This is a genomic window from Hymenobacter jejuensis, from assembly GCF_006337165.1.
In the GTDB taxonomy this organism is placed as follows: Bacteria; Bacteroidota; Bacteroidia; order Cytophagales; family Hymenobacteraceae; genus Hymenobacter; species Hymenobacter jejuensis.
Map to the genome: position 1 here is coordinate 2,993,902 of NZ_CP040896.1, position 24,246 is coordinate 3,018,147.

19 protein-coding genes are annotated in these 24,246 nt (G+C 53.9%); 7 read left to right on the forward strand and 12 right to left on the reverse strand.

Features of this window, described 5'->3' with window-relative positions; translation table 11 throughout:
- The first annotated feature begins 67 nt into the window (after positions 1–67).
- Positions 68–712 (forward strand): peptidylprolyl isomerase, encoded by a 645-nt coding sequence (locus FHG12_RS12475; protein ID WP_139516042.1) that lies wholly within the window; start codon positions 68–70, stop codon positions 710–712.
- Positions 713–714: 2 nt separating this feature from the next.
- The gene (locus FHG12_RS12480) at positions 715–1,626 is read left to right on the forward strand and encodes an SDR family oxidoreductase (protein ID WP_139516043.1); all 912 of its coding nucleotides are present in this window, start codon (positions 715–717) and stop codon (positions 1,624–1,626) included.
- Between the two features lie 616 nt (positions 1,627–2,242).
- Here the strand turns inward: FHG12_RS12480 and FHG12_RS12485 are convergent.
- The 4 genes from FHG12_RS12485 to FHG12_RS12500 all read right to left on the reverse strand — a co-directional run bounded on the left by FHG12_RS12485 (position 2,243) and on the right by FHG12_RS12500 (position 6,533).
- Entirely contained in the window at positions 2,243–3,259 is a 1,017-nt protein-coding gene (locus tag FHG12_RS12485) for an ABC transporter permease (RefSeq protein ID WP_165699382.1), read from the reverse strand.
- A gap of 26 nt (positions 3,260–3,285) precedes the next feature.
- Positions 3,286–4,035: an ABC transporter permease gene (locus FHG12_RS12490; RefSeq protein ID WP_165699383.1), complete on the reverse strand. Its 750-nt coding sequence runs from the start codon at positions 4,033–4,035 to the stop codon at positions 3,286–3,288.
- A gap of 304 nt (positions 4,036–4,339) precedes the next feature.
- Positions 4,340–6,085, reverse strand: a complete 1,746-nt coding sequence (locus FHG12_RS12495) for an ABC transporter substrate-binding protein (RefSeq protein ID WP_139516046.1) — start codon at positions 6,083–6,085, stop codon at positions 4,340–4,342.
- A 91-nt stretch (positions 6,086–6,176) separates the two neighbouring features.
- On the reverse strand, positions 6,177–6,533 hold the full coding sequence (locus FHG12_RS12500) for a hypothetical protein (RefSeq protein WP_139516047.1): 357 nt from the start codon (positions 6,531–6,533) through the stop codon (positions 6,177–6,179).
- Positions 6,534–7,232: 699 nt separating this feature from the next.
- Here FHG12_RS12500 and FHG12_RS12505 point away from each other — a divergent pair.
- Positions 7,233–8,408 (forward strand): hypothetical protein, encoded by a 1,176-nt coding sequence (locus tag FHG12_RS12505; protein WP_139516048.1) that lies wholly within the window; start codon positions 7,233–7,235, stop codon positions 8,406–8,408.
- A 39-nt stretch (positions 8,409–8,447) separates the two neighbouring features.
- Here the strand turns inward: FHG12_RS12505 and FHG12_RS12510 are convergent, their stop codons facing one another.
- From FHG12_RS12510 to FHG12_RS12525, 4 genes are all read right to left on the reverse strand, one after another.
- Positions 8,448–8,981 carry a hypothetical protein gene (locus tag FHG12_RS12510; protein WP_139516049.1) on the reverse strand — a complete coding sequence of 178 codons (534 nt, stop codon included), beginning with the start codon at positions 8,979–8,981 and terminating at the stop codon, positions 8,448–8,450.
- 204 nt (positions 8,982–9,185) lie between these two features.
- A complete protein-coding gene (locus FHG12_RS12515) occupies positions 9,186–11,207 on the reverse strand; it encodes an OmpA family protein (RefSeq protein WP_165699384.1) in 2,022 nt (673 codons plus the stop codon).
- A 103-nt stretch (positions 11,208–11,310) separates the two neighbouring features.
- Positions 11,311–12,369, reverse strand: a complete 1,059-nt coding sequence (locus FHG12_RS12520; RefSeq protein ID WP_139516051.1) for a tetratricopeptide repeat protein — start codon at positions 12,367–12,369, stop codon at positions 11,311–11,313.
- 156 nt (positions 12,370–12,525) lie between these two features.
- On the reverse strand, positions 12,526–12,822 hold the full coding sequence (locus FHG12_RS12525; RefSeq protein WP_139516052.1) for a hypothetical protein: 297 nt from the start codon (positions 12,820–12,822) through the stop codon (positions 12,526–12,528).
- Between the two features lie 166 nt (positions 12,823–12,988).
- On the opposite strand from FHG12_RS12525, the gene FHG12_RS12530 reads away from it, so the two are divergent.
- Together FHG12_RS12530 and FHG12_RS12535 are read left to right on the forward strand one after the other, a co-directional pair.
- Positions 12,989–13,411: a BrxA/BrxB family bacilliredoxin gene (locus FHG12_RS12530; RefSeq protein WP_139516053.1), complete on the forward strand. Its 423-nt coding sequence runs from the start codon at positions 12,989–12,991 to the stop codon at positions 13,409–13,411.
- A gap of 83 nt (positions 13,412–13,494) precedes the next feature.
- Positions 13,495–14,226: a GNAT family N-acetyltransferase gene (locus tag FHG12_RS12535; RefSeq protein ID WP_139516054.1), complete on the forward strand. Its 732-nt coding sequence runs from the start codon at positions 13,495–13,497 to the stop codon at positions 14,224–14,226.
- 83 nt (positions 14,227–14,309) lie between these two features.
- On the opposite strand, the gene recQ is transcribed toward FHG12_RS12535, so the two are convergent.
- Positions 14,310–16,505, reverse strand: coding sequence for a DNA helicase RecQ (gene recQ / locus FHG12_RS12540; RefSeq protein WP_139516055.1), 2,196 nt, complete (start codon positions 16,503–16,505; stop codon positions 14,310–14,312).
- 82 nt (positions 16,506–16,587) lie between these two features.
- Between recQ and FHG12_RS12545 the strand changes: the two genes are divergently transcribed.
- On the forward strand, positions 16,588–17,565 hold the full coding sequence (locus FHG12_RS12545; RefSeq protein WP_139516056.1) for a KpsF/GutQ family sugar-phosphate isomerase: 978 nt from the start codon (positions 16,588–16,590) through the stop codon (positions 17,563–17,565).
- Positions 17,566–17,646: 81 nt separating this feature from the next.
- Positions 17,647–18,732 (forward strand): mannose-1-phosphate guanylyltransferase, encoded by a 1,086-nt coding sequence (locus FHG12_RS12550; RefSeq protein WP_139516057.1) that lies wholly within the window; start codon positions 17,647–17,649, stop codon positions 18,730–18,732.
- Between the two features lie 137 nt (positions 18,733–18,869).
- On the opposite strand, the gene rlmB is transcribed toward FHG12_RS12550, so the two are convergent.
- From rlmB to FHG12_RS12565, 3 genes are all read right to left on the reverse strand, one after another.
- On the reverse strand, positions 18,870–19,784 hold the full coding sequence (gene rlmB / locus FHG12_RS12555) for a 23S rRNA (guanosine(2251)-2'-O)-methyltransferase RlmB (protein WP_139516058.1): 915 nt from the start codon (positions 19,782–19,784) through the stop codon (positions 18,870–18,872).
- Positions 19,748–20,944 (reverse strand): GWxTD domain-containing protein, encoded by a 1,197-nt coding sequence (locus tag FHG12_RS12560; RefSeq protein WP_165699385.1) that lies wholly within the window; start codon positions 20,942–20,944, stop codon positions 19,748–19,750. Before FHG12_RS12560 ends, rlmB begins: the two co-directional genes overlap by 37 nt.
- A gap of 220 nt (positions 20,945–21,164) precedes the next feature.
- Positions 21,165–24,164 (reverse strand): glycosyltransferase family 117 protein, encoded by a 3,000-nt coding sequence (locus tag FHG12_RS12565; RefSeq protein WP_139516060.1) that lies wholly within the window; start codon positions 24,162–24,164, stop codon positions 21,165–21,167.
- Between the last annotated feature and the right edge of the window lie 82 nt (positions 24,165–24,246).

Below are 24,246 nucleotides of genomic sequence, written 5' to 3' on the forward strand. Positions count from 1 at the left end.
GATTTTCTCGCCTCTCCGGCCGAAAGCGCGTAATTTCGCTGTGTTATCTTTCAACTCTTACGCCTTTATGAAATCAATATTTCGCGTTACGGTGCTGCTGTGGGCCTTGTGGCTGGCGGCATCACCGGCAGTGTTCGCTGCGAAAGCCCCGAAGAAAACCAAGAAAGACGAGGTGGTGACCATCAGCACTTCGTTGGGTGACATCAAGCTGATTCTGTTCGATCAAACGCCGCGGCACAAATCTAATTTTCTGAAACTGAGCAAAAGCGGCTTCTACAACGGCACTACGTTTCATCGTGTTATTCAGGACTTTATGATTCAGGGCGGCGATCCTAATTCCAAGGATGCGGATGCTGCCAATGACGGAGCCGGCGCTGATAACGAGAAAATGATCCCGGCCGAGATCCGGCCCGAGCTACATCATCAGTACGGGGCCGTTGCCGCCGCCCGCCAGGGCGATTTTGTGAATCCCGAGCGCGCGAGCAGCGCCTCGCAGTTTTACATTGTGCAAAACCACCGTGGCACGCCGCATCTCGACGGCGCCTATACTGTGTTTGGTCAGGTGATAAGCGGGATGGATGTGGTTGACAAGATCGCTATGCAGCCCAAAGATGAACGCGACCGCCCTACCACCGACATCAAGATGACGGTGAAAGTAGAAAAGCTGAAAAAGAAGAAAATCACGGAGCTGTACGGCTATCAGTATCAGTAAGCATGAAAAAGCGCATCCTGATTACGGGCTCGAACGGATTGCTTGGTCAGAAACTTGTGGCGCTACTTCGGGAGCATCCGGAGGCGGAACTCATTGCCAGCTCGCGGGGGCAAAACAAGCTTGCCGACCTGTATCCGGACGTGAAGTTCGTGGCGCTCGACGTGACCAACGGCCCGCAGGTGCAGCAAGTGTTGGCGCAGGCGAAGCCAACGCACGTCATCCACACCGCCGCCATGACCAATGTAGACGAGTGTGAGCTGAAGCAGGAAGCGTGCTGGCTGCAAAACGTGACTGCTGTTGAGAACTTGGTAGCGGCTTGCGAAGCCTTGCGCATTCACTTCGTACACGTCAGCACCGACTTTGTCTTCAGCGGCGAGGAAGGCCCGCTGACGGAAGAGGCGGTGCCCGCACCCGTTAATTTTTACGGTCAGAGCAAGCTGGCTGCTGAAAAGGCGGTGCAGGCCTGCAAAACGCCTTGGGCTATTGTGCGTACGGTGCTGGTGTATGGCATTGTGCACGAATACGGCCGTACCAACATTGTGCTCTGGGTGCGCGACTCGTTGCGGGCCGGCAAACAGATAAAAGTCGTCAGCGACCAGTTCCGTACGCCCACGCTTGCCGAAGACTTAGCCGAAGGCTGCTGGTTGGTAGCCAAGCACAATGCGACGGGCATTTACCACATCAGCAGCAGCGAACTGCTTACGCCCTACCAAATGGCGTTGCAAGTAGCCGATTACTTTGGGCTAGATAAGTCGCTCATCGTGGAGGTGGATGCTACCACGTTTACCCAGCCTGCCCGGCGTCCGGCTCGAACCGGATTTATCATCTCGAAGGCACAACAGCATTTAGGCTATCGGCCGCATACGTTTCAGGAGGGTATTGCTTTGCTGGCGCGTCAAACGCAGGATGTATAGCTTTGATAATCAAAAGTATAGACGCAAAAAAACCGCCGGCAAAGCCGGCGGTTTTTTTACACACCTATTGCAACAACCTTAAGGATATTGAAGCAGTCCGCATGTGGTGCGGCAACTTCAATCCTATTTTTTATCTTTAAAAGTAAGATCCTGTTGATCCTACCAGCAATCCTCCCACCATAATGGCGGTACCGTTGCGCAGCGCTGCCTCCGCCGACTCAGGTGATACTAGCTCCCCACCTAAAGTCAGGCAACCAGTAGTCTTTGTGCGTTGCCGTGAGGGCATATCCAGCAAAACCAGATCCAGAGCCAAGCTCCGACGACGACGAGTAAGCAAAGAGCAATTCATTATAAAATCACGAGCTGTGACAAGCAGTATTCAGAGGATTCTTGCTGTTATCTGTTACAAATATATAGTAGCAGTATAGCGAGATAAAGGAAGATATCGCAGCAGTTGTGACTACCCCACCAAGAGCGTTGGTAGCCTCAAAATCACATTCAACAATCTGTGGGTATTATACAATTGATTGACTAATAATTGGTTGTATTGCGTGCTGCTCGGTGTTCTCCTCAGTAAAAGTCTAGTTTCAGCGTGATTCGTGTGGCGATTGTGGAGTTAGTTTGTGACATTGCCTTGAGCAAGACCGGGAGATTTTATTGCCCTATTCATGCCGAGTTGCCGCAGCGCCAATACAGTCAAGACCAACGCCGCGCCGGGGAATAGAACCAGCCACCAGGCGGAGGTATCGAGGCGAGCGGTAGCCAGCGTTCGGCCCCAACTGGGCACTTCGGGCGGCAATCCAATGCCAAGGAAGGAGAGCGTTGCCTCCAGCGTGACTAATGCGGCCACACTCATCGGGAAACCAACCCATATCGGACGCCAAGCATTGGGCAGCGCATGACGCCACAACAGACGCCAAGTTGGCAAGCCAGCAGCTAGCCCCGCCTCCATAAAAGGCAGCGCACGCACGCGCAGCAGTTCCGCTCTTATCAGGCGAGCCGGTGCAGTCCAGGAAGTACCGATCAGGATTAAAAGCAAGCTGCCCAACGATGGTTGGAGCACAGCTGTGAGCGCCAACACCAAAATGAGTTGTGGCATTGACGAGAGCAGTGCCACAAGTCCCAAGAACAGGCTGTCGGTTGGAAGAGCCCAGCGTTTGGTAGCAAGTGGGGTACGCGATAAGATAAAGTATAGTATTGTATATAAAGTAATGATTGTCAATAATTTATAAAACAAACCAATAGGTGGTATAGATCCGACGGCTATAAGAATAATTGGTAAAATCAGGGCACTGGAAACCCACCAGGGTGCGGCGATTTTTAGCGTGTGGTCGCCCCAGAAACCGGACATGCTACCGAGTGCAATACCTAGAAAAGTAGCGAGTAAGGCAGCAGGCAAACTCACCAGCAGCGTCGTCCGGGCGCCGAAGAGGAGCATGGATAATACATCGCGGCCCAAGGGATCGGTGCCCAGCCAATGAGGTGCATCCGTTCCGGGCCTTACAAGGCTGGAAGGTGCCACCGAAATGGATTGCTGGTCTGATACGTCGGGTGGGTAAGGTATTGGTAGATAAGAAGTTGCGAAGGAAATAATAACAACAAACAGCAGCCAGCACCAAGCCAGCTTCTGCATCCCCGAAAGCGAAGCCCAGTAGCGCCTCATGCCTGCAGACGAATGCGCGGATCGGCCTGAACATACAACCAATCCGTTAGCAGTTGCGCTGCCAGTCGAACCAGCGTGGTCAGGACAACGCCCCCCATAAGTACTGGGTAATCGCGGGTGGCCGCTGCCTCGGCTAACAGCAGGCCCATGCCGGGCAAGGCGAAAATCATTTCGACGATCACAGCTCCCGCCACCAGCGACGGCAAAAATTCGGTGATCAGCGTGAGCGTTGGCAGAAGGGCATTGCGAAAGGTGTGCCGCCAAATCACTTGTGCTTCCGATAAGCCCTTGGCGCGCGCAGTAGTGGCATAGTCGGTGCCGCGCTCGTGTTGCAGGGCCGCCTCGAGCTGCACAACCAGCCCCGGCAAGCTCACCATCACCAAGCTCACCACTGGCAACACCAAATGATAAGCAAAATCAGCCAGCGCACTTAAGCTGCTTTCGTCTGAAGATTGGCTGCCTAATCCGTAGGCCGGAAACAGAAGCAGTGCATCCGGGTTAGCAAACAGCAGCAACAACGCCGACGCCACCACAAAAAGTGGCACCGCATCCAAAGCATATATGGTAGTCAGAACGGTGCGGCGCCCACGCCCCGGTTTGGCCAACCAGGTACTTACTTGAATTGCTAAGCCAATGGCGACGACCGCGGCAACCAGCGTAAGGGGCAATGTGTAGCGCAATGCATTGCCAATCGTTTCGAGCACTGGACTGTCGTCGCGGTAAGAATGGCCTAAGTCGCCCCGCATAAGGCTACTAAACCAAACATGGTATTGGTTAGCTGCGCCATGCCATCGCCAATGCCTGGTAGCTACGCTTTCCTCTAGAGTAATGTAAAATAAGGGCAAGTCAAGCCCTAGGCGGTGGATTAGCTGACGTTCGGCCGCCTGTTGTTCGGCGGCGGAAGGCGTAGATAGCCCACTGTTGTCGGAGAGGCTTTGAAGCTGCTGCGGAACCGACAAGGTTCGGCTTAACAAAAAGATGATCGACACAATACCCCATGCCGCAAGCAGGGTCCGCAGGAGCCGTTTGAGCAAGTAGCGCTTCATGGCTCTAATTGCTGGGGTCCGTCTTCGAAATGATGGTGGTAACGTAATAGTAGGGCTTCAGGCCCGATACGTTTAGCTGTGCCAAGTGCTTGGCAGCCGCCAACCGGTTACGCATAAAGTACAAGACCACAAGCGGGCTTTCCTGCTGCATCAACTTCTGAAAACGGCGTAGCAAAACCGCTTTGCGCGTAGAATCCTCCTCCTGGGCTATCGCATCGATCAGCTGGTCGCTGGCGGCAGTGCCAAAACGGGAGTAATTACCCAAGCCAATGCTTCGGGAATGGAGGATGGCAGCAAAGTTAAAGTTGAACGGATTGCCGTACAGCATACGTAAATATACGTCCACATTGCCCTTGCGAAGTTTGCTCGACATCAGTGTGGCCTCCGTAGGCTGTAGCTGAACCGGAATGCCAAGAGCGCCTGCCGCTGTTCTGAACTGCAATGCTGCCGCTTCAAAAGCTGGCTCGTTGATGCGGTAGCTGATAGTGAGGCTCAAGCGCTGGTCGGATTCGCCGGGTTTGGAACGCCGCACCCAACTGTTGTCGCTTTGTTTGCGCCAGCCAGCCTGTTGCAACAACGCAACCGTCCGATTGGGAGCGTAAGCAACCGGAGCCAAGCTATCGTTATAATACCGCTGATCGTGCGGATTAATCAGGCCTACACTTGGGTAAGCCATGCCCTGTTGCGAGCCTTGAATAAGAGAAGTAACGTTGACCAAATGGCTTAGCGCCTGGCGTGTATAGCGATCTTGCAGCGCCGGATGGCTGGTATTGAAGCCCAGTGCCACCATATCGTACGAGTCACTGGTGTAGAAAGCCAAGCGCTGGCTTTCCTCGCTTTGTTTCAGGCGGTTAAAATCTTTCGCTGGCAACATCGGATAAATGTCGATGTCGCCGCGGCGCAAAGCCAGGAGGCTCGTTGCGTTATCCGGAATTATCTGAAAATCAATGGATTGCGGGTTGGCCTGCAATTGAGGTGGGATGGGCTTTATTTTATGGCCCCACCAGTTGGCCTTCCTTTGAAATGTTAAGTAACGTCCACTTTGCCAAGCGGTTAGATTGTATGCCGTACAGCCCGGCAACCGTGAAGGGTTACGGCTAAGCTGTGCAGCCGAGTAACGCTGAACCAGAGCCGCCAACACAGGATTTGCTGCCGATTCGTGCTCTGAGAGAGCCTGCACCGCCCGGAGGCTAAAGCTTCGCAGCTGCCGTTGCGGATCTAGCGCGTGCTCGGGTAAAATAGGAAAGTCGCCAGAGGACAAAACATACTCCAGCGACCGGCCCTTACATAAAAATGTAAAATTCTGATAATCAGCAGTATCTATTTGAACATCTTGGATAAAACCAAATTTAGCCCTAGCTGCTTCGTTTGGCAAACCCGGCAAGTTCATGAGTTTCAGCGTGAAAAGCACATCAGCACCCTGCACCGGACGGCCATCGTCCCAAACCGCTGCTTTGCGCAAACGATAGGAAAGAAACGTAAATGAATCTTGGCGCTTTACTGTGGGCAGGGCTTCCGCCAGCCAAGGCACGTACGTCTGCTTCTTGGGGTCGACGGTGAGTAAGCTGCAGTATAACAAGTTGTTAGCTTGCAGCGCATTGCTGTTGGCGGTCAAAGTCGCCAGCGGATCAAGATTTTGAGGATCAGAACTCCACCGGATACGAACAGCGTGTGTTGAAGACGACGAAGGGGAGCAAGCCGTAAGTCCAACGCCGCTCAGTAGCAGCAAGGCAATAATCAGTTGCTTCATTACTGGGCAGATGAACGCAAGTAGTGCCTCGGCAATTTAGCCAAGATTTCTACAGCAAAGCTTCTGCCGGCCCGAAGTATCTAGTTACAATCTACGCAACATCACCACCCCAGCCGCCGGCACCGGTCTCAACGCTGGCGAGGTCACCGCCCCAGCCACCAGCACCAGTTCCTTGGTAGGCAACATCGCCACCCCAACCACCAGCACCCGTCTGAACGTGGGCGAAGTCGCCGCCCCAGCCGCCCGCGCCGGTTTCTGCACGGACGATATCACCACCCCACCCGCCAGCGCCTGTCTCAGCGCTTTTGTAATCACCACCCCAGCCACCGGCACCGGTATAGTTGGACGTCTGTTCGGAAGGCGCAACACTAGTCTGGGAAGTCTTGGCAGCTGAAGGCGAAGAAAGGCTCAGGAGCTGAAAGAAGGCGATGGCTAGGATGTCAAACATGACGCAGGTGATTTGATGTGTTTCAAGTAATTGAATGACACAAAGTTGGGCTGCGTCGCTGCGGAAGCAAAGGAAGAACCCCGTATAAAATAGACTTGTACTTTGCGGGCTTTAATTTATAATATATTTATTGTCTGTTAAGTTCACACATTACTTTCAGCACCATTACACCGCAGAGCTATCAATAAATATATATTTTTAAACTGATTTGTGACATTAATCGTACTAAAAGTCTATAGAATTATATTTTACAAAGATTAACTCAATAAATTCCAACGAAAAGGAAAAAAGGCGTTTTTTTGTGACACGAGCCGCCCTATCTTTTACCAGCTTAAAGCTTTTTAACGAACCTAAAGAGGCGTTTCCTGGATGGATGAACTGAATATTTTAACCCGAATTGTGACAGGAAGGAAAATACCCGTCACACCATTATTAGATTTCAGTGATCGGAAAGGGACTAATAAGGAAGTTCGTCTTATTAGGTTGCTGGAGAAGTCGCCAAATTGTACTCCTCTCCAACTTACGAAACTTTTATATACAAAGACAACTCCGGCCAGCCAAGCAGCATTTCGGAAGCTGAAATCGCGTGTCCAGCAAAAGTTGCTGAACAACCTGTACTTCCTAGAACATACCGACCCTCGGCACCCGGTTTGGCGGCGATACGAGCTCCAATGCACGGAACTCTACCACCAGGCAAACGTGCTCAAACTGGAAGGCGAGTACACGCTCTCGGAACGGATGATGCGCAAATGCTTGCGGATCGCGCAGGAGGCAGAGTTTACGCAGTACGCCGTCATGAGTGCGCAGGCCCTGCGGACTCTGTATGCCGAGCTGCGTCAACCGGCTCGTTACAAGACCATTAGCGCCGAACTGATGCGTTTGCAGACGCTGCTGACGTTGGAAGAAACCGCCGCTCAAGTGTACTGGGATACCAAAATTGCTCTTGCTCACTCGGTGAAATCCCGGCGGTTTTTGCTGAACGAATTGCCAGCACATATCAAGGAGTTAGAGAAGCTGCATCAGCAAGCTGGGAGCTTTACCACTTTTAACTACTTGTATAACAGCCTGTTGTTTCAGCAAGGCTTAGTGGGCGACTACGACGGCATCATTCGCCTAACCGCAACCACGGCCAAGGACTTTGCCAAAGGCAAGATCAATGCGAAACGCTTCGACAAGCGCTTTAATAACTTCATGAGCGTATATGCCCACCTGCGCTGCCGACGCGTGCAGGAAGGGCTGGTGCTGGCCGAGCATTACCTCCAAGATTTTCACCACTCTTCCGGCAACTGGTTTTATTTTCTGGAGCATTACCTGTTGTTGGCCATGCACGCCGCCAACTATGCGCAAGCGCGCGATCTGATTAATATGGCGCGCAAAAATCCATATTATCGAAAACAGCGGGTGGCGGCGCAACAGCGCTGGGATCTCTACGACGCGTATCTGCAGTTCGTGCTGCCGGATCAGTCGCCGTTGCGGGCCATGCACTTTGCCCAATTTGTGCAGACTGTTCCGGATTATAGCCGCGACAAGCAGGGCTACAACGTGGCAATCCTGATTTTGCAGTTTCTGCACTACCTGCGGCGGCGCGATATCGAAACCCTAATGGCACGCTTGGAAAGCTTGCGCAAATACCAGCAAACGCATTTGCGCGACCCAGCTACCTTGCGGAGTCAGCTCTTTTTTCGGCTGCTGGTACTTACTGTGAAGAAAGATTTTGATTCAAAAGCCAGCGAAAAGCACGGGCAGGCATGGCTGGCTCGCTTGCGCGAAGCGCCTCAGCCCGGCGAGGCATTTGCCGAAATCGAAATCATTCCTTACGAAGACCTGTGGGCCCTAACCCTCAACATTCTGCGTACAGCGGAAGTTAAACACTAGTTCATAACTATTTGATTCGCAAATTGTTATGAACTAGTGCTATGATTGATGAGCAGGTTTACGGATGCTGCTGCCAACGCGGGGTTTGGAAGGAAGATCTTTTGTAGGGGCAACTTTGAGCTTGGCTTGCGGGGCTGTTCTGGCTTTGGCTGGTGGTACAAGCGAAGTGCGAGATTTCTGTACTTGTTGGGTAGCAGGCGTTACTGCCACAGCCGGGGGCTGAATGGCTGCCGCAGCCGAAGGATTCAGGGCCAAGTAGCGACTAAATTGTGTTTCGTTGACCACCGTCTTGAGTTCCAGAGCGTAATCGTGCTCGATCTCGCGTAGTTTGTTGCTGCGCATGGCTGGGTCGTTGCTATATAGCTGCTGTACTTCCGATTCTTTGATTAACCGATCATAAATTAGGCGGCGAACCTTGATAGTGCGGGCATCGTCGAGCGAAATATGGCCTGCTAACTGGCGAGTTAGCTCTGTGGCCTGCGTACGCAACTGATCGGAATTCTGCTGGGCCAAACCAGCATGGGCAGAAAATAGTATGCCCGTCAGGAACAATAGAAAGTAGAGTCTTGGCATGTGAATATTCGTTAGAAAATAATGCAAACGCCCAGCCTAGCAAATACCGAACCTAAATAGAATAGAGAGGAATAAGGTGGCTTAATTATTTGTTAATCAAATAGTTATAATATAAAAAAGGACGGCTTTTTCCTTGCTAGGGCCAGTGCTAAACAGCAAGCCCACCCGCCAAAACGTTGGCGGGTGGGCTTGCTGTTTCAACAGTTATTTACCCGTGACTTTGAACTCCGTCCGGCGGTTGAGTTGGCGCCCTTGTTTATTGGTGTTTGGGGCCACCGGTTGGGTATCGCCGTAGCCCGCAAAAGTAAGGCGGCCTTTGTCAATGCCTTTGCCAATGAGGTAGTCAACTACCGCTTTCGCCCGCCGTTGCGAGAGGTCTTTGTTGTAAGCCGCATTGCCTACATTGTCCGTATGGCCCGAAATCTCGAGGCGCAACGCGGGCGTTTCGGTGAGTAGCTTTTGCAGCCGCTCCAATTCTGAGGTGCTTTCCTTGCGTAGAGTCGCCTTGTCGAAATCGAAGAAAATGTTGTTCAGAACGACTTTGACGCCTACTTCCAGCTTTTTCAGCGCAATGTCCTTCACCACTTCCGAATAAGCCGCGCCACTGGGCAGATCGAAGTTTTCGGAGTGGAACAAGTAGCCTTCCTGCCGCACCACAATGCCGTAGTTGACGCCCGAGGGCAGCGACACCAAGTAGCGGCCCGACTGGGCGTTGGCCCGGAAAGAGGCAATTACTTCATTGCGTTGATTATCAATTACATCGATGGTGGCTTCCAGTGGTTGCTTAGTCGCTTCATCGGTTACTACACCTTTCAGTATCGTTACCTGAGCCGACGCAATGGGCACCGGTGGGGCTAGCAGCGCCTCTTTCACCGGTTGAGCACGCGAAGCCAGCAACTGGTCTTCTTGGCTCAGCACAGGCGGTTTTTCGGGCCCTAGAAAGGTGATCTGGTAAATGTCTTTGCTGCCCAAGCCATCGTCGCGAAACGAGGAATAGTAGCCGTGGCGGCCGGAAGCAGAAATCACAAAAAACACATCGTCGTCGGGCGTATTGATAGGCCAGCCCAGATTCTCGGGCTCGCTCCACTTGCCGTTTTCCAACACCGATTTGAAGATGTCATAGCCGCCCATCGAGTTATGGCCTTCCGAACTGAAATACATCGTTTTGCCGTCGGGGTGCAGAAATACGCCTTCCTCGCCGTAGGGCGTATTGATGACCGAACCGACATTCTGGGCCGGGCCGCGCCCTTCAATCTCGATCTGGTAGATGTCACGGCTGCCCAAGCCGCCTTCCTTGTCACTCACGAAGTATAGGTTGCGGCCATTGGGTGTGAAGGCCGCGGATGATTCGTGGTACTTGCTATTGATGCGCGAACCGAGCTTTTGCGGCTTGCCCCACGTCGCGCCCCGCAGGTTCGATTCCTGCAAGTCGCCGCCGTTGTCTTCTACATACACCAGCATGCGTTGGCCGTCGGGGGCCAGGCCCACGGTGGCATCATGGCCTTCGGTATTGACGGGGGCGCCCAAATTGCGGGCCGGCGACCAGCCTGTGCTGGTGCGTGTGCTTTGGTAAATGTCCTCGAAGAAACCGCCGGTTTCTGGGTCGTTTTGCCCCCCTGTCGAATTGTTGCGGCGGGACGTAAACAGAATCACCGACTCGTCGGCAGAAATCACGGGGCCGTAATCGGCGTAGGGGGAGTTAACGCCAGGCCCTGCGTTGTCAATAAAGACGCGTGAGGGCTTCTGCATCAGCTTCTGGCCGTTTTCGCACTCCGTAATCTTCTTGCGGATATTGGTCATGAAGGCCGCCGTATTCTTGCCACCCGCAGCCGGTTGCGCCGCTTTGTATTCGACAATAGCCTCTTTCCACTTCGCATTCAAGTGTAGTCCACGTCCCAGTAAGTAGTGGATTCGCGGGTCAACATCCGCGTTCAGCTTATACGCTTTCTGCAAATACGCGAGGGCCCGCGGCTTGTAGCCCGAGTGCAAGTAGCAGTCCCCGATTTTCAGGTTTAGCTCGGCGTTGTTTGCGTTAAACTTCTGGGCTTCCAGGTAATGGGGCAGGGCCTGCTCGTAGCGGGGTGGGTCGTTTAGGTACCATTCATCCCCCTGCTTGAGCTCGCGCAACGCCGCCTTGAGGCCATCTTTGTCGTTGCCGAAGTGGTCCTTGCTGAACTCCACATCTTGGGCATAAGCCGCGTGTGTGAGTAACAGTAAGATTATCAAGTATTTATACATAGTATCGTGCTGTTGTTCAGCAGTCGCTCTTGGTAGAATTCGGCAAAGAGCGACTGCTGGGGTAGGCAGGGGTTATTTCCAATTCCTCACGTTATTCTGCACCACAACCCGAATTGGCCGCGTGGGTAGCTCCCACTTCGAGGCCGAGCTCAGCTGCTTTGCGCCAATCTTGGCAGGCGCCGTCGGCCTCGCGCAACATCTCCCGGGCGTGGCCGCGGTTGAGGTAGGCTTCGGCATACTGTGGGTTCAGCGCAATAGCTTTGGTGGCGTCGGCCGCAGCTTTCTGGTAGTCTTCCAGCTTGAGATACGCGGCAGCGCGGTTGTTCCAGGCGAAGCTGTACTTGGCATCGAGCTCTACGGCTTTGCCAAAATCCTCAACGGCCCCGCGGTAATCGCCGGCTTCGTAACGCGTGCTGCCGCGGTTGGTGTAGGCAATGGGGTTATCTGTTTTCTTCTGCACGTACTCATTGTAATCTGCCAAGGCGCCTTTCAGATCGCCGGCTCGCCGCTTGGTAGCCGCCCGGTTCAGCAGGGCAGGGAGCAAGTCTGGCTGTAAGCTGTAGGCATTGCTATAGTCCTGAATAGCAGCCTGATAATTACCAAGCTGGCGCGAAGCACTGGCCCGGTCGTGGTAGGCATACGCGTAGCTCGGATCGACTTTGATGGCTTGGTCGAAATCGGCGCGGGCAGCTTGGTACTCGCCTTTCTCAAAGCGCAGCGCGCCGCGGTAATACCACGCCGGCGCGTAGTCGGCTTTGGTTTCGGTGGTTTTGGTGTAGTCCTGTTGGGCCTCGTCGCGTTGGCCAAGCGCTTCGCGGGCTTGTGCCCGCCCGAAGTAAGAAGTGAAACTCGGCTCGAGGCGCAGGGCTTGGTCGTAGTCCTGAATGGCTTGCTGATACTCTTTCAGCTCGTAACGCGTGGTGGCGCGGTTGTAGTAGGCCTTCGCAAAATCGGGGCGTACGGCCAGCGCTTTGTCAAAATCCTGCAAGGCGGCTCGGTAGCTTTTGCTGTTGTACTTGGCTACTCCGCTGTTGTAGAGCTTCTCCGCCTGTTGGGCCGGGGGCAGGGTAGTAGCCCGCACAGAATCTACTTGGGCTTGTGCGGCTAAGCTGAAAAGGCAGCTTATCGCCAAAAGAAAAAGTTTTCGCATAGCTTCCCGCCGCTAATCATCGACGCAGGCTAAATGTAATTTTATTTGTCGGAAACCGGAACCTTAAGTTGAAAAATTAGTAGTCAGTATAATTTTATAAAGAATTGTTATTCTGGATTTTATAAAACCTGAACCATTGAAGTTGAGTCGAGGCCATCATTCTTTCTGTAGCTGCGCCAGTAGCATTTCCCGAAGCTCATCGGCTAAAGTTCCCTGAAACACAGGGCGGCTGGCTCGCCGGTACCAGTAAGCCGCGTTGCTTCGGTCGCCTTCTAGGCGGTGCAAATACGCGTGCAGCCAATTGTGAGCCGCATCCGATTCATTTTCCTGTGCCAACTCGTGCGCCTGTTTCCACTCTGAGCGGGCTGCGTGCCACAAAGCGCGCAAAAGAGGGGAGAAGCTGGCCGGAGGTGCCGAAGCCGTAAGCGAAGCCGAAAACTGGTCGTAAGTCATGGCAGAGCAAGTCAATCAAAAAATTGTACGGGTAGTATAACTAATGTGTGGCCGGTAGGGTTAAGCAGAAACGAAAAGATAGAACCGGACTTTGCGTATTTTTGCAGGGCCTCCGGGCAGTTACTCCTTACGTTTTCTCACTTTCAGTCCATTCTGTACCATTACAATGGCAACATACCCCGAATACATGGTGGCTCCCATCCGGCAAGACCTCGTCGAAGCTGGCTTTGAGCAACTGATGACCCCCGAAGAAGTTGATTCTGTGCTGCAGCAAGATGCTGGTACTGTGCTGGTTGCAGTAAATTCAGTATGTGGCTGCGCAGCCGGCAAAGCCCGACCGGCGCTGAAGCTGGCTTTGGCTAGCTCCGAAAAAAAGCCCGCGAAGCTCGTGACGGTTTTTGCCGGCATGGAGACCGAAGCCGTAGCCAAGGCGCGTGAGCACATGCTGCCCTACCCGCCTTCGTCGCCGTGCATTGCGTTGTTTAAGGACGGCGAATTGGTGCACATGATCGAGCGTTATCACATCGAAGGCAACGACATGATGCGCATCGTCGACAATCTGCAAGGCGCTTTCGAAGAGTATTGCTAGGTTAAGGTGCCAAATGCATTTTCCTGAGAAAACGGCCTGCGGTTGCTCCGCAGGCCGTTTTCTTTTTATTTAAGCGCTCGCTTATGTTAGAAGCCATCCGGCCGCTGGCCTGGGACAGTGAGTTTTTGGGGTTCCTAGTTGGGCGGATGCACGGCACACAGGTCGCGCGCCAAGAGCTAGAACAGTTGCTGGCCGTCGCGCATCAGCAGGGCTACCGGTTGCTGTATTACAGCGTTGCCCCCGATGACGACGAATCTGAGGCTAGTGCGAGCGCGCTTGGGCTGTTGCTGGCCGACCGCAAAGCGACCTTCGTGCAAGATATTGACTGTGAGATAGATACACTTTTGCCTCCTGCAATAAAACCTGTTTCCACTATCAGTACTGATGTCATAGCGCTGGCCCTGCAAAGCGGCGCCTTCTCTCGCTTCCGGCGCGATCCACACTTTGCGGCCGGGACTTACGAGCGGCTTTATACCCACTGGATCGAGCAATCAGTGGCTGGCGAAAGGGCTCGCGAGGTGCTGGTGTACCGTCAGGCCGCCGCCGTGTGTGGGTTGATTACCCTGAGCCCCTTGCCTGCCGCGCCAGCACCCAATTCGTGCGTAAGTATCGGCCTCCTTGCTGTCGATGCCAAGGTGCGCCGGCAAAGCATTGGTACACAGCTGCTTGTGGCTGCTCGGCAACGTGCCCAAGCTTGGGGCTACGGCCGCCTCCGCGTAGTGACTCAACTGGATAATGAAGCCGCCTGCCGTTTCTACGAGCATGAAGGCTTTCATCTGGAGCAAGTCGAACACTTATATCATGTTTGGCTATAACTAATTGATTGTGAATATATTATAAAAAGAGCCGCCGTCTGTATAGACGGCGGCTCTTTTTATATTTAGAAGATGCGCTTGGGTTAGTTTGCGTATTCGCTTAGAAACTTGATGCGCATCAGCCGCAAATCTTCCTCCGTATAATCGTCGGTGCCGAGCTCTTTCAAGGCCACCGCAATGTTATCGGTGTTGGCCTGCATGAAGTAGTCGATGATTTCGTCTTGGCGCTCCTCGTCCAGCACCCCGTTGATGTAGTAATCAAGGTTGAGTTTGGTGCCGGCGTAGCAGATGTGCTCAATTTCCTCAATCAGCTCCCGCATGTCGATGCCTTTGGAAGAAGCGATTTCTTCCAAATCCATCTTCTTGTCGATCTGCTGAATGATGTAAATCTTGATTTTCGACTTGTTGACGGCCGATTTTACCACCACATCGGCGGCCGTCATGATATCGTTGTCCTCGACGTACTTCTGAATCAGCGCCAGGAAGGGCTGTCCGAATTTCTGTGCTTTGCCATGGCCCACACCGCCCACGTGCGAAAGGTCGTCCATCTTCACCGGGAAGGTGGTGGCCATTTCCTTCAGCGACGGATCTTGGAAGAGGACGTAGGGCGGCAGGCCTTTTTCCTTCGCGATTTTTTTACGCAAGGCCTTCAGCATTTCAAACAGCGTGGCATCGTGGCCGGCTGCTTGCTGCACTTCTTCCTGCTCCTGCTCTTCCTTAACCTCTTCCTCGTAGTTGTGGTCTTTGGTGAGCTTAATGGAATGCGGGTTGTCGATGAAATCAAGGCCCTTCTGCGTGATTTTCACCACCCCGAAGTTGTCGATGTCTTTTTCCAGAAAGCCGTTGAGCAGCACCTGGCGCAGCAGCGAGTGCCAGAAAGCCGCGTCATGCGCTTTGCCCTGCCCGTAGATAGACAGTTTATCGTGGCCGTAGCTCTCAACATGGGCGTTGTTCATGCCCATGAGTACGGTGCCGATATGATCCAGACCGAAACGCTCTTCGGTTTGCACCACGGCTTTAAGCGCCATGATTACTTCGTCCTTGGCTTCGAAACGCTCTTTCGGGTGCAGGCAGTTGTCGCAGAAACCACAGTCTTTCTCGAAGGTTTCGCCAAAATAATGGAGCAGTTGCTTACGGCGGCACACCGCCGAATCGGCGTAGTTGGCCATTTCCTGCAACAGCAGCTTCGAGTTGTCGCGCTCGGTTACGGGCTTGTCCTTGTTGAATTTCTCCAGCTTCACGATGTCATCGTAGCTGTAGAACATCAGGCAGTTGCCTTCCAAGCCATCGCGGCCGCCGCGGCCGGTTTCTTGGTAATAGCCCTCGATGCTTTTAGGCGTATCGTAGTGAATCACAAACCGCACGTCGGGCTTGTCGATGCCCATGCCGAACGCGATGGTAGCGACGATGACGTCGGCTTCCTCGTTCAGAAACGCATCTTGGTTTGACATCCGCACGTGCGGATCCAAACCAGCGTGATAGGGGAGGGCTTTCACGTCGTTAACGCGCAGTAGCTCAGCGATTTCCTCTACCTTTTTGCGGCTCAGGCAATACACAATGCCCGCTTTGCCTTTGTGCTGCTTGACGTAGTGAATGAGCTGCTTTTTGGTGTTATGCTTTGGCCGTACCTCATAATAAAGGTTGGTGCGGTTGAAGGACGTTTTGAACACCGAAGCGTCGTCCATTTGCAGGTTTTTCTGGATGTCCAGCTGCACCTTGGGCGTGGCCGTAGCCGTGAGCGCGATGATCGGTACCTGCCCGATGTTGTCGATGATGCCGCGAATCTTGCGGTACTCCGGCCGGAAATCGTGGCCCCACTCCGAGATGCAGTGCGCCTCGTCGATGGCGACAAACGACACCGTAGCCTTCTGCAAAAAGTCGATGGTTTCGTCTTTGGTCAGCGATTCAGGTGCCACGTACAGCAGCTTCACGTCGCCGCTAATCACGTCACGCTTTACCTTGTTCATTTCGGCCTTCGACAGTGTCGAATTCAGAAACTGAGCATTTACACCGAACGCGTTCAACTGATCCACCTGATTTTTCATCAGAGCGATCAGGGGCGAAATCACAATGGCGGTGCCAGGAAGCACCAGGGCAGGCAGTTGGTAGCACAACGACTTGCCAGCACCCGTAGGCATTATGACGAAGGTGTTATTTCCTTCGATGACATTCTGAATTACGGCCTCTTGGGTGCCCCGGAACTGGCCGTACCCAAAAACTTCTTTTAACTTGCCTTTCAGATCAGCCCCTTGCTTGACTGCTTGTTTTACGGCTGGCATAGACATCCTCACTTGCTCGATTGGGGTTCAGACTTGAGCACCAACACCTCGGTGTTGCATTCTCAATCTAGACAAATTTAGATTGAAACAGCAGAACGATATCAATACAATTGCAAAAAAAGTGCTTCTGCTAGAAGCAGAAGCGGTTAGGGGAGTAGCCGATGCACTCGACCAAACACCCGATTTTGCACAATGCGTAGCTGCAATACTCTCTTTACGGGGTAGGGTAGTCGTGACTGGCATTGGGAAGAGCGCGCACATTGCCGGCAAAATCGTGGCTACGCTCAACTCTACGGGCACGCCAGCGCTGTTTATGCACGCCGCCGACGCCATTCACGGCGACTTAGGCATGATTCAGCCAGAAGATTTTGTCATTGCCATCAGCAAGAGCGGTGATACGCCCGAAATAAAAGTGCTGGTGCCGCTGCTCAAGCGAAAAGGCGTCCCGCTGGCGGCCTTGGTCTCGAATGCCGATTCGTACCTTGGCATCCAGGCCGACTACATTCTGCATGCGCCGGTTACGCGCGAAGCTTGCCCGCATAACCTAGCCCCAACCACCAGTACTACCGCAGCCCTAGCGCTGGGCGATGCTTTGGCAGTGTGTCTGCTGGAAAGCCGCGAATTTTCATCGGCTGATTTTGCGCACTTGCATCCGGGCGGTACGCTGGGCAAGAAGCTATATCTGAAAGTCGGCGATTTGAGCCGTCAAAACCAGATGCCTCAAGTTCAGGAAGATGCGCCGCTCAAGGATATTATTCTGGAAATATCGGGCAAGCGCTTGGGGGCCACGGCTGTGCTAAGCAACGGCGACGGAGCGCTGTTGGGCATCATTACCGACGGCGACCTGCGCCGGATGCTCACCAACTTTACGCGCCTAGAAGACGTAAGGGCCCGGGACATTCTGACCCCTTCGCCCGTAACCATCGACGTAGATGATTTTGCGGCCGAAGCCCTGGCTCGCATGCAGGCCCGTAACATCACCCAGCTCATTGTAACCGAGGGTGGCCGGTTCAGCGGGTTTATTCACTTGCACGATTTGCTGCGTGAAGGACTTGTATAATACCTATATTGTCATTTTTACGGCGCCTAGTTCTTCCTTCTAATTCCACTAATCCGTCTGTCGGCTGTTAAGTCGTTTGTTATGGAAAATACTTATCTCGTAGTAATGGCGGGCGGCATTGGCAGCCGCTTCTGGCCTTTTAGCCGCACGCATCATCCTAAGCAATTTCACGATGTGCTCGGTGTGGGCCGTTCTATGCTCCAACTGACCGTCGATCGCTTCCACGGCATTTGCCCGCCTCAAAACGTGTTTGTCGTCACCAACCGCGACTACACCGACCTCGTGCAGCAGCATCTGCCCGATTTGCCCGCCGATCAGATCTTAGGCGAACCCATTGGCCGCAATACGGCGCCTTGCATAGCTTATGCCAGCTACCGCATTATGAAGCGCGACCCCAAAGCCACCATCGTCGTAACGCCCGCCGACCATGCGGTGATGCACGAAGAGGAGTTCCGGCGCGTCATTCGGCAGGCCGTGGATGCCGCACGGGCACACGAAGTGCTGATTACGCTGGGCATTCAGCCTTCGCGGCCCGACACGGGCTATGGCTATATCCAGTTTATGGACGACGACACCAGCGGCTTGGCGGGCGGCCTGAAAAAGGTGAAAACCTTCACGGAGAAACCGAATCTGGAGTTGGCCAAAATGTTCGTTTCCAGTGGCGACTTTCTCTGGAACTCCGGCCTGTTTGTGTGGCGTGCCGACGTGATTGTCAACGCTTTCCATCAGTATCTCAGCGACATCGCTGAAGTATTCGACGAAGGTGCCCAACAGCTGGGTACTGACCAGGAAATCGACTTTATCTCGCGCGCTTATACGCGCTGCCGCAACATCAGCATCGACTATGGCGTGATGGAAAAGGCTGATAATGTGTACGTTCTGCCTGCTGACTTTGGCTGGAGCGACCTCGGTACCTGGGATTCGCTGCACCGCATGGGCCACCACGATGCCGACGACAACGTGGTCGATGGGGATGCCTTGCTCTACGATACCCGTGAGTGCGTGATCAAAACGCCTCTCGAACGCTTGGTTGTGGTGCAGGGTCTGGAAGGCTACATTGTGGCCGAGTACGACAACGTGCTGCTCATCTGCAAGCGTACGGAAGAACAGCGTGTAAAAGAATTTGTAGCGGATGTAAAGGCCAAAAAAGGCGCTGGCTACAACTAGAATAACTATCTGATTACTAAATATTTATTAAAAATTAAAATATAAAAAGTCCTTTCTCTGCTACGCACTACGCGAGCAGGGAAAGGACTTTTTATGTTGAAATGCGGCTTCTGAATTTGTGATTGCCTTCGGGCATTTTACGCCTTACGCAGGCGCTGACGAAGCACTTCAAAGAGCATAATGCCGCTGGCCACCGACACATTCAACGAGCTGATTTGACCCGCCATCGGGATGCGAACCTTGTAATCGGCCAGCTTGAGGTATTCGGGCGAAATCCCGTCTTCTTCGCTGCCCATCAGCACGGCTACCGGCCCGGTGAGGTCCACGGATTCGGCTTCTAGACTGGCCTCCGCCTTTTCAGTACATGCAACTATCTGTACACCAGACTGTTGCAGAAACGTGATTGTATCTTTCAAATTTGACTCGCGGCAAACCGGAATCAGGTTCAGGGCGCCGGCTGAGGTTTTGAGGGCGTCGCCGTTGATTTGGGCGGCACCGCGGCTGGGCACCACAATGGCGTTGGCACCCATACATTCGGCGTTGCGGGCGATGGAGCCGAAGTTGCGTACGTCCGTAATGCGGTCCAGAATCAGCAGAAGCGGCGTTTTGCCTTCCTCAAACAAGCCGGCCAGAATGCTGTCCAGCGGCGCGTAGTCGATGGGCGACACGAATGCCACGGCGCCTTGGTGATTTTTGCGCGTCAGGTCGTTGAGCTTCTCAATCGGAACCAGCGATATCGGGATCGTACGTTCGCGAGCTAACTCGTTGATTTCCTGCGTGACGCTGTTTTTGGTGCCGCGCAGCAAAAAAATCTTATCCAGGGTGCGTCCCGCGTGCAGTGCTTCCAGAATGGGACGCAGGCCAAACAGCATGTCGATGCTGCGGTCGGCGGCCGGACGCTGTTGGTACCGGGGCTTTGCGTTGTCGCGGTCACCGCGGTTTTCGCGCCGTCCTTCGCCGCGGTTGTCGCGGCCGACGGGGCGATTTTCGGCATCATAGTATTGCCGCCGCTCGTTCAGCGGCTGGTCTGGGCGATCAGTCCTTTTCTCCATTGCTCGACGGCGGCATACCAGAGCAATTCGTACTCGGGGCGGCGCACCAATTCATAGTGTTCGGCCGCAAAGGTACTGGGTTTGGAGCGGAACACGTACGTACCGCCGCTGACTTCCACGTTGCGGTACATCCATTGCTCTTCGCCGGCACTTCTATACACGACATCGGGCGGACCCAACACGACGTACAGCATGCCCCGATCCGTCATCCAGCCGTCTTTGTGCGCCGAAAAAAGCTGGTTGGCCTCGGCCACGCGGCCGTAATAGGTCCGGATGAGCAGTTTCGCTACACTCTGCTGTCCAGCGGCCAAGTCAAGCCAGAAGCGATCGACGGCGCGTTTGGGCTCGGGCGCGTCGTAGAGCTTTTTGCGCTCGGCGGACGTAGTAAGGTAAATAAGAGGCTGAATCAGTTCGGCAGCGGACGTGAGCGCCGGGAAAGAAGAGTCCTCAACCAACAGCCCCGTGGACGTACCGTCGGCTGTGCGCAGGTTGTAAAGTCCGGCCGTGGACAGCACCAGCAGCTGGCCTGCCCGGAACGCCAAGGTGTCCTGAACGCCCAAGGTCGGTGGCGGGGCAGGCTGCGTTTTGGGGTCGGTCATGGGAGGCAATGCTGCCCCAAAAGTAGCCGTGTACCGCTTGGCCGCAATGGGCTGGTCGGGACCGTAAGTATCCAACAGAAAAGGCTCTTGCACGCGCACGTAGCGGCGCAGCAGGGGCGAACCAGCCGAATCGGTCAGCACAAAGGTGCGCCCGAGGGTTTCCGGAGTCACTTGCAGCCACGCCGAATTCTCAACGGCTTCGTCCTTGCTAACCGGGCTCGAACTTACCTGTACCACTTGGCCCGGCACAAGCCGAGCGACGGGCAAGCAGAACTCGACCCAAGTTGCCGTTTCTGCACGGCGTATCCGCCAAGCCGACTGCCGAACTGAATCTAGGCGCATCGGCCGTTTGGCGTCGAAGCTGCTCCAAAAAGCAATGTACAAAGCCCGTTCTGGGGGCAGAACAGTGCTTTCCGGGAAGCGCAGATAAATTCGAACGCTGTCGGCCTCCCGGCGAGTATCAACAGCTACCCGCTGCCCCAACCGATACAAAAAGGCAAAATTGCGGCGAGGCGCTGCTTGCAATGGGTTGATTACCAGAATGCTAGTAATGCAAATCAATGATAAACACAACCAATTGATTGTCAGATGTTTATAAGAGAAATTGGCAAAGTTGCCAAGCCAAACAGCAGGTCGGAAAATTGAATTAACGCGCATACCTCAACCGAAACTGTTTTCCTGACAACGTTCAGGATATCTATAACATACGTGTGAAAACAAGAAAAGCCAGTTTCCGGCCGGAAACTGGCTTTTTTAAGCATTGTCGTAATCTGCGTGCGGCTTATTGCTGCTGACGCGGATAGTACTGATTGAGTAGCTCCACCGCCTTAGAAGCCCGCTGCTGATCCTTGATTTGGTCGGCCGCGCGGTACACATTTTGCAGCGTAATCAGGTTCATCGTGATCTCCGAATCGAACAAGCTGCTGTTGTGCGTGCTGTAGTACGCCAACGCTTGCTGTGCCCGGCTGGTCATCAAATCCATGATCTGATTAGCCTGTTGCTGCTCACCTACTGCTACCATGATGGGCACAAACTGTGGCACATAATAGTCGTAAGGGATTGATTTATCGGGCATTACCGCAAAGCTCTTATCCACAATCTCTTTGGCTTTGGCCTTGTCGCCGGCTACCAAATACGATTGTGCCAGCCGCGCCAGCTTGTCGCGGTAGTTGGACGGAAAACGCAGGCTGTTTTCGTCGTAGTATACCTTCGGGTTGTCGAGGCTGCGGTACGCGAACTTCTTCATGAGATTCTCGAACATCAAATCCTTCTCCACAAACCCATCATCCTGACCTTTAGGGTCATAGTTCGGATCTTTGGCGGGCAAAATACGGTACGCCATGCCCTCGAGCTGGAAGTACGGCATCAGGTTCATGAAGTCGGCCGCGAACACCGTGCTGGAGAAGTAGATGGGCCGCTTCCAGTTGTTGGTCGCCAGCATATCCAGGATTACCAGATTCTTCTTTTCGATAGCCCGCTTGCCCATGTCCCACTCCATGCGCGTGACAAGCTGCTTGCGACGATCTTTGGGAATGATGCCAGTGCTAGCCACCGCCGCCGTGTCTACGTTCAGGAAGAATTTATTCGTAGGGAAGGAAGTGAGGGTCGGGCCGCCTTCGCCATAGCTTACCTGTAGGAGTGGGCTTTTTTGGTCAACTAACTGAATGAATTCCTGTAAGTTAACTTCGCTCACGGCTGGGTTGGCGGCGTAGGGCAAATAGTCGTTGGTGCCCTGCGTGTAGCTTTCGCTCTTCATCGAAATGGGCAGCGGCTGCGAGGCGTAGCTGCGGCGCTTCATCTGTTCGATGTACCAATCGGTGTTGAGGTAGCTCAATACAGCCACGCGCACGTCGGTGCGGAAGCCTTCCACCTCCTGCGCGTACCACAACGGGAACGTGTCGTTGTCGCCGTTGGTAAACAGAATCGCGTTGGGCGCGCAGGAGTTCAGCAGGTTCTTAGCCGAATCGACGGAGATGTAGCGGTCGGAGCGATCGTGGTCGTTCCAACCTTGCGCTGCCATCAGCCCTGGGGCCAACAACGCCAAAACGGTGGCCACGCCCGCGCGCGTCGTATCGGATTTGATAACGGCACGCAGCATTTCAGCTAACCCAATGACACCCAGGCCAATCCAAATGGCAAAGGCGAACGTGGAGCCTGCAAATGTATAGTCACGCTCGCGCGGCTCGATGGGCGGCTGGTTGAGGTAGAATACAATGGCGATGCCTGTAAACAAAAACAGCAGCCCCACGATAAAGGCGTTGCGTCCGTCGCGGCGAACGTGGAAGAATAAACCTATCAGCCCCAGAATCAGGGGGATAGCAAAAAAGTTGTTGCGGGCTTTGCTATCGGCCACGCGCTCGGGCAGGCCGTTTTTGCTCGCATCCCAGGGCCAGACTACGCCGGCTTGCTGGATGTCGCTTTCGCGTCCCACATAATTCCACAGGAAGTAGCGCCAGTACATGTGCCCGATCTGGTAACGGAACAAAAACGCCAGGTTCTGGCCCATCGTCGGTTTCACACCCTCCTGAATATCAACCCATTTCTTGTAGTTGTAGATATGATCGGGCTGCGAACTGTAGAGGCGCGGGATCAGCATTTTGTCCTCGTCGCGGTAGATGGTTTCCAGGCGGCGCTCGGCTACCACGTACTTATCGCCCTTGCGCACGTAACGCGGCGCGCCTTCCACCTGATCAATAGGCTGGGCGTTGAACTGCGGCCCGTAAAGCAGCGGACGGTCGCCGTATTGTTCGCGCTTTAGGTAGCTTACAAACGACAGAATATCCTCTGGATCGTTCTCGTTGATGGTTGGGTGGTAGCTCGACCGGATCGGCACGATTAGGTACGATGTATAGCCGATCAGAATAAATACCAAGCAGAGCATGGCCGTGTTTACCAAGCGGTTGCCTGTGCGGAACGAATAGCGGAAACCAAACCAAAGCAGCCCGATGAACAACAGCAGGAAGAAGATCAGGCCGGAGTTGAAGGGCAAGCCGATGCTGTTGACGAAGAACACCTCAAACCAGCCCGCCAGCGACGGCAATCCCGGAATGATGCCAGCCAAGATGAGCCCGACAATTACGCTGCTCACTACCAACGTAATAATGCCACCCAAGAGCGTAGGGTTGGCATGCCGACGGTAGTAATAGATAAAGCCCAAGGCCGGTACTGCCAACAGGTTGAGCAAGTGTACGCCGATGGAAAGGCCTATTACATAGGCAATTAGGATAAGCCATTTGTCCGAATCAGCTTCGTCGGCGCGGTTGTCCCACTTGAGCATGATCCAGACCACAACTGCGGTGCACAGCGATGACATGGCGTATACTTCGCCTTCAACGGCATTGAACCAGAACGAATCGGAGAAGGCGTAAGCCAACGCCCCGACGGCCCCGGCGCCCAGGACCAATAGAGTTTGGCCGAATGTTGGTTCGAGGCCGCGATCGTCGTGCATGCCCGGCCGGTTGAGCACCAGCTTTTTGGCCAACATGGTGATGGACCAGAACAGAAACAACACGGTAAAGGAGCTGCTCAGAGCCGATAACGTGTTTACCAACACCGATACCTTCGTGACATCACCGAAGGAAAAGAGCGAGAAAATGCGCCCCAGCAGCAGAAAGGTAGGTGCCCCCGGAGGGTGCGGAACCAAGAGTTTGTAGGAACAAGCAATGAACTCGCCACAGTCCCAAAAGCTGGCCGTGGGTTCGAGCGTGAGCAGGTAGGTGACGGTGGCAATGGCAAACACCAACCAGCCGACCAGATTGTTCAGGCTTTTGTAATTACGCATAGATGCTTAGTCAGAGAAGGGCCAAAAGTAGGCAATAAATCCGGCTGAGCCGCACGCCTTTTGCGGCTCTGGTAGGCCGGGC

Coding starts and splice junctions, on each gene's coding strand:
- FHG12_RS12475 (WP_139516042.1), top strand. CDS start 68: ATGAAATCAATATTTCGCGTTACGGTGCTGCTGTGGGCCTTGTGGCTG.
- FHG12_RS12480 (WP_139516043.1), top strand. CDS start 715: ATGAAAAAGCGCATCCTGATTACGGGCTCGAACGGATTGCTTGGTCAG.
- FHG12_RS12485 (WP_165699382.1), bottom strand. CDS start 3,259: ATGCAGAAGCTGGCTTGGTGCTGGCTGCTGTTTGTTGTTATTATTTCC.
- FHG12_RS12490 (WP_165699383.1), bottom strand. CDS start 4,035: ATGCGGGGCGACTTAGGCCATTCTTACCGCGACGACAGTCCAGTGCTC.
- FHG12_RS12495 (WP_139516046.1), bottom strand. CDS start 6,085: ATGAAGCAACTGATTATTGCCTTGCTGCTACTGAGCGGCGTTGGACTT.
- FHG12_RS12500 (WP_139516047.1), bottom strand. CDS start 6,533: ATGTTTGACATCCTAGCCATCGCCTTCTTTCAGCTCCTGAGCCTTTCT.
- FHG12_RS12510 (WP_139516049.1), bottom strand. CDS start 8,981: ATGCCAAGACTCTACTTTCTATTGTTCCTGACGGGCATACTATTTTCT.
- FHG12_RS12520 (WP_139516051.1), bottom strand. CDS start 12,369: ATGCGAAAACTTTTTCTTTTGGCGATAAGCTGCCTTTTCAGCTTAGCC.
- FHG12_RS12525 (WP_139516052.1), bottom strand. CDS start 12,822: ATGACTTACGACCAGTTTTCGGCTTCGCTTACGGCTTCGGCACCTCCG.
- FHG12_RS12530 (WP_139516053.1), top strand. CDS start 12,989: ATGGCAACATACCCCGAATACATGGTGGCTCCCATCCGGCAAGACCTC.
- FHG12_RS12535 (WP_139516054.1), top strand. CDS start 13,495: ATGTTAGAAGCCATCCGGCCGCTGGCCTGGGACAGTGAGTTTTTGGGG.
- recQ (WP_139516055.1), bottom strand. CDS start 16,505: ATGCCAGCCGTAAAACAAGCAGTCAAGCAAGGGGCTGATCTGAAAGGC.
- FHG12_RS12550 (WP_139516057.1), top strand. CDS start 17,647: ATGGAAAATACTTATCTCGTAGTAATGGCGGGCGGCATTGGCAGCCGC.
- rlmB (WP_139516058.1), bottom strand. CDS start 19,784: ATGGAGAAAAGGACTGATCGCCCAGACCAGCCGCTGAACGAGCGGCGG.
- FHG12_RS12565 (WP_139516060.1), bottom strand. CDS start 24,164: ATGCGTAATTACAAAAGCCTGAACAATCTGGTCGGCTGGTTGGTGTTT.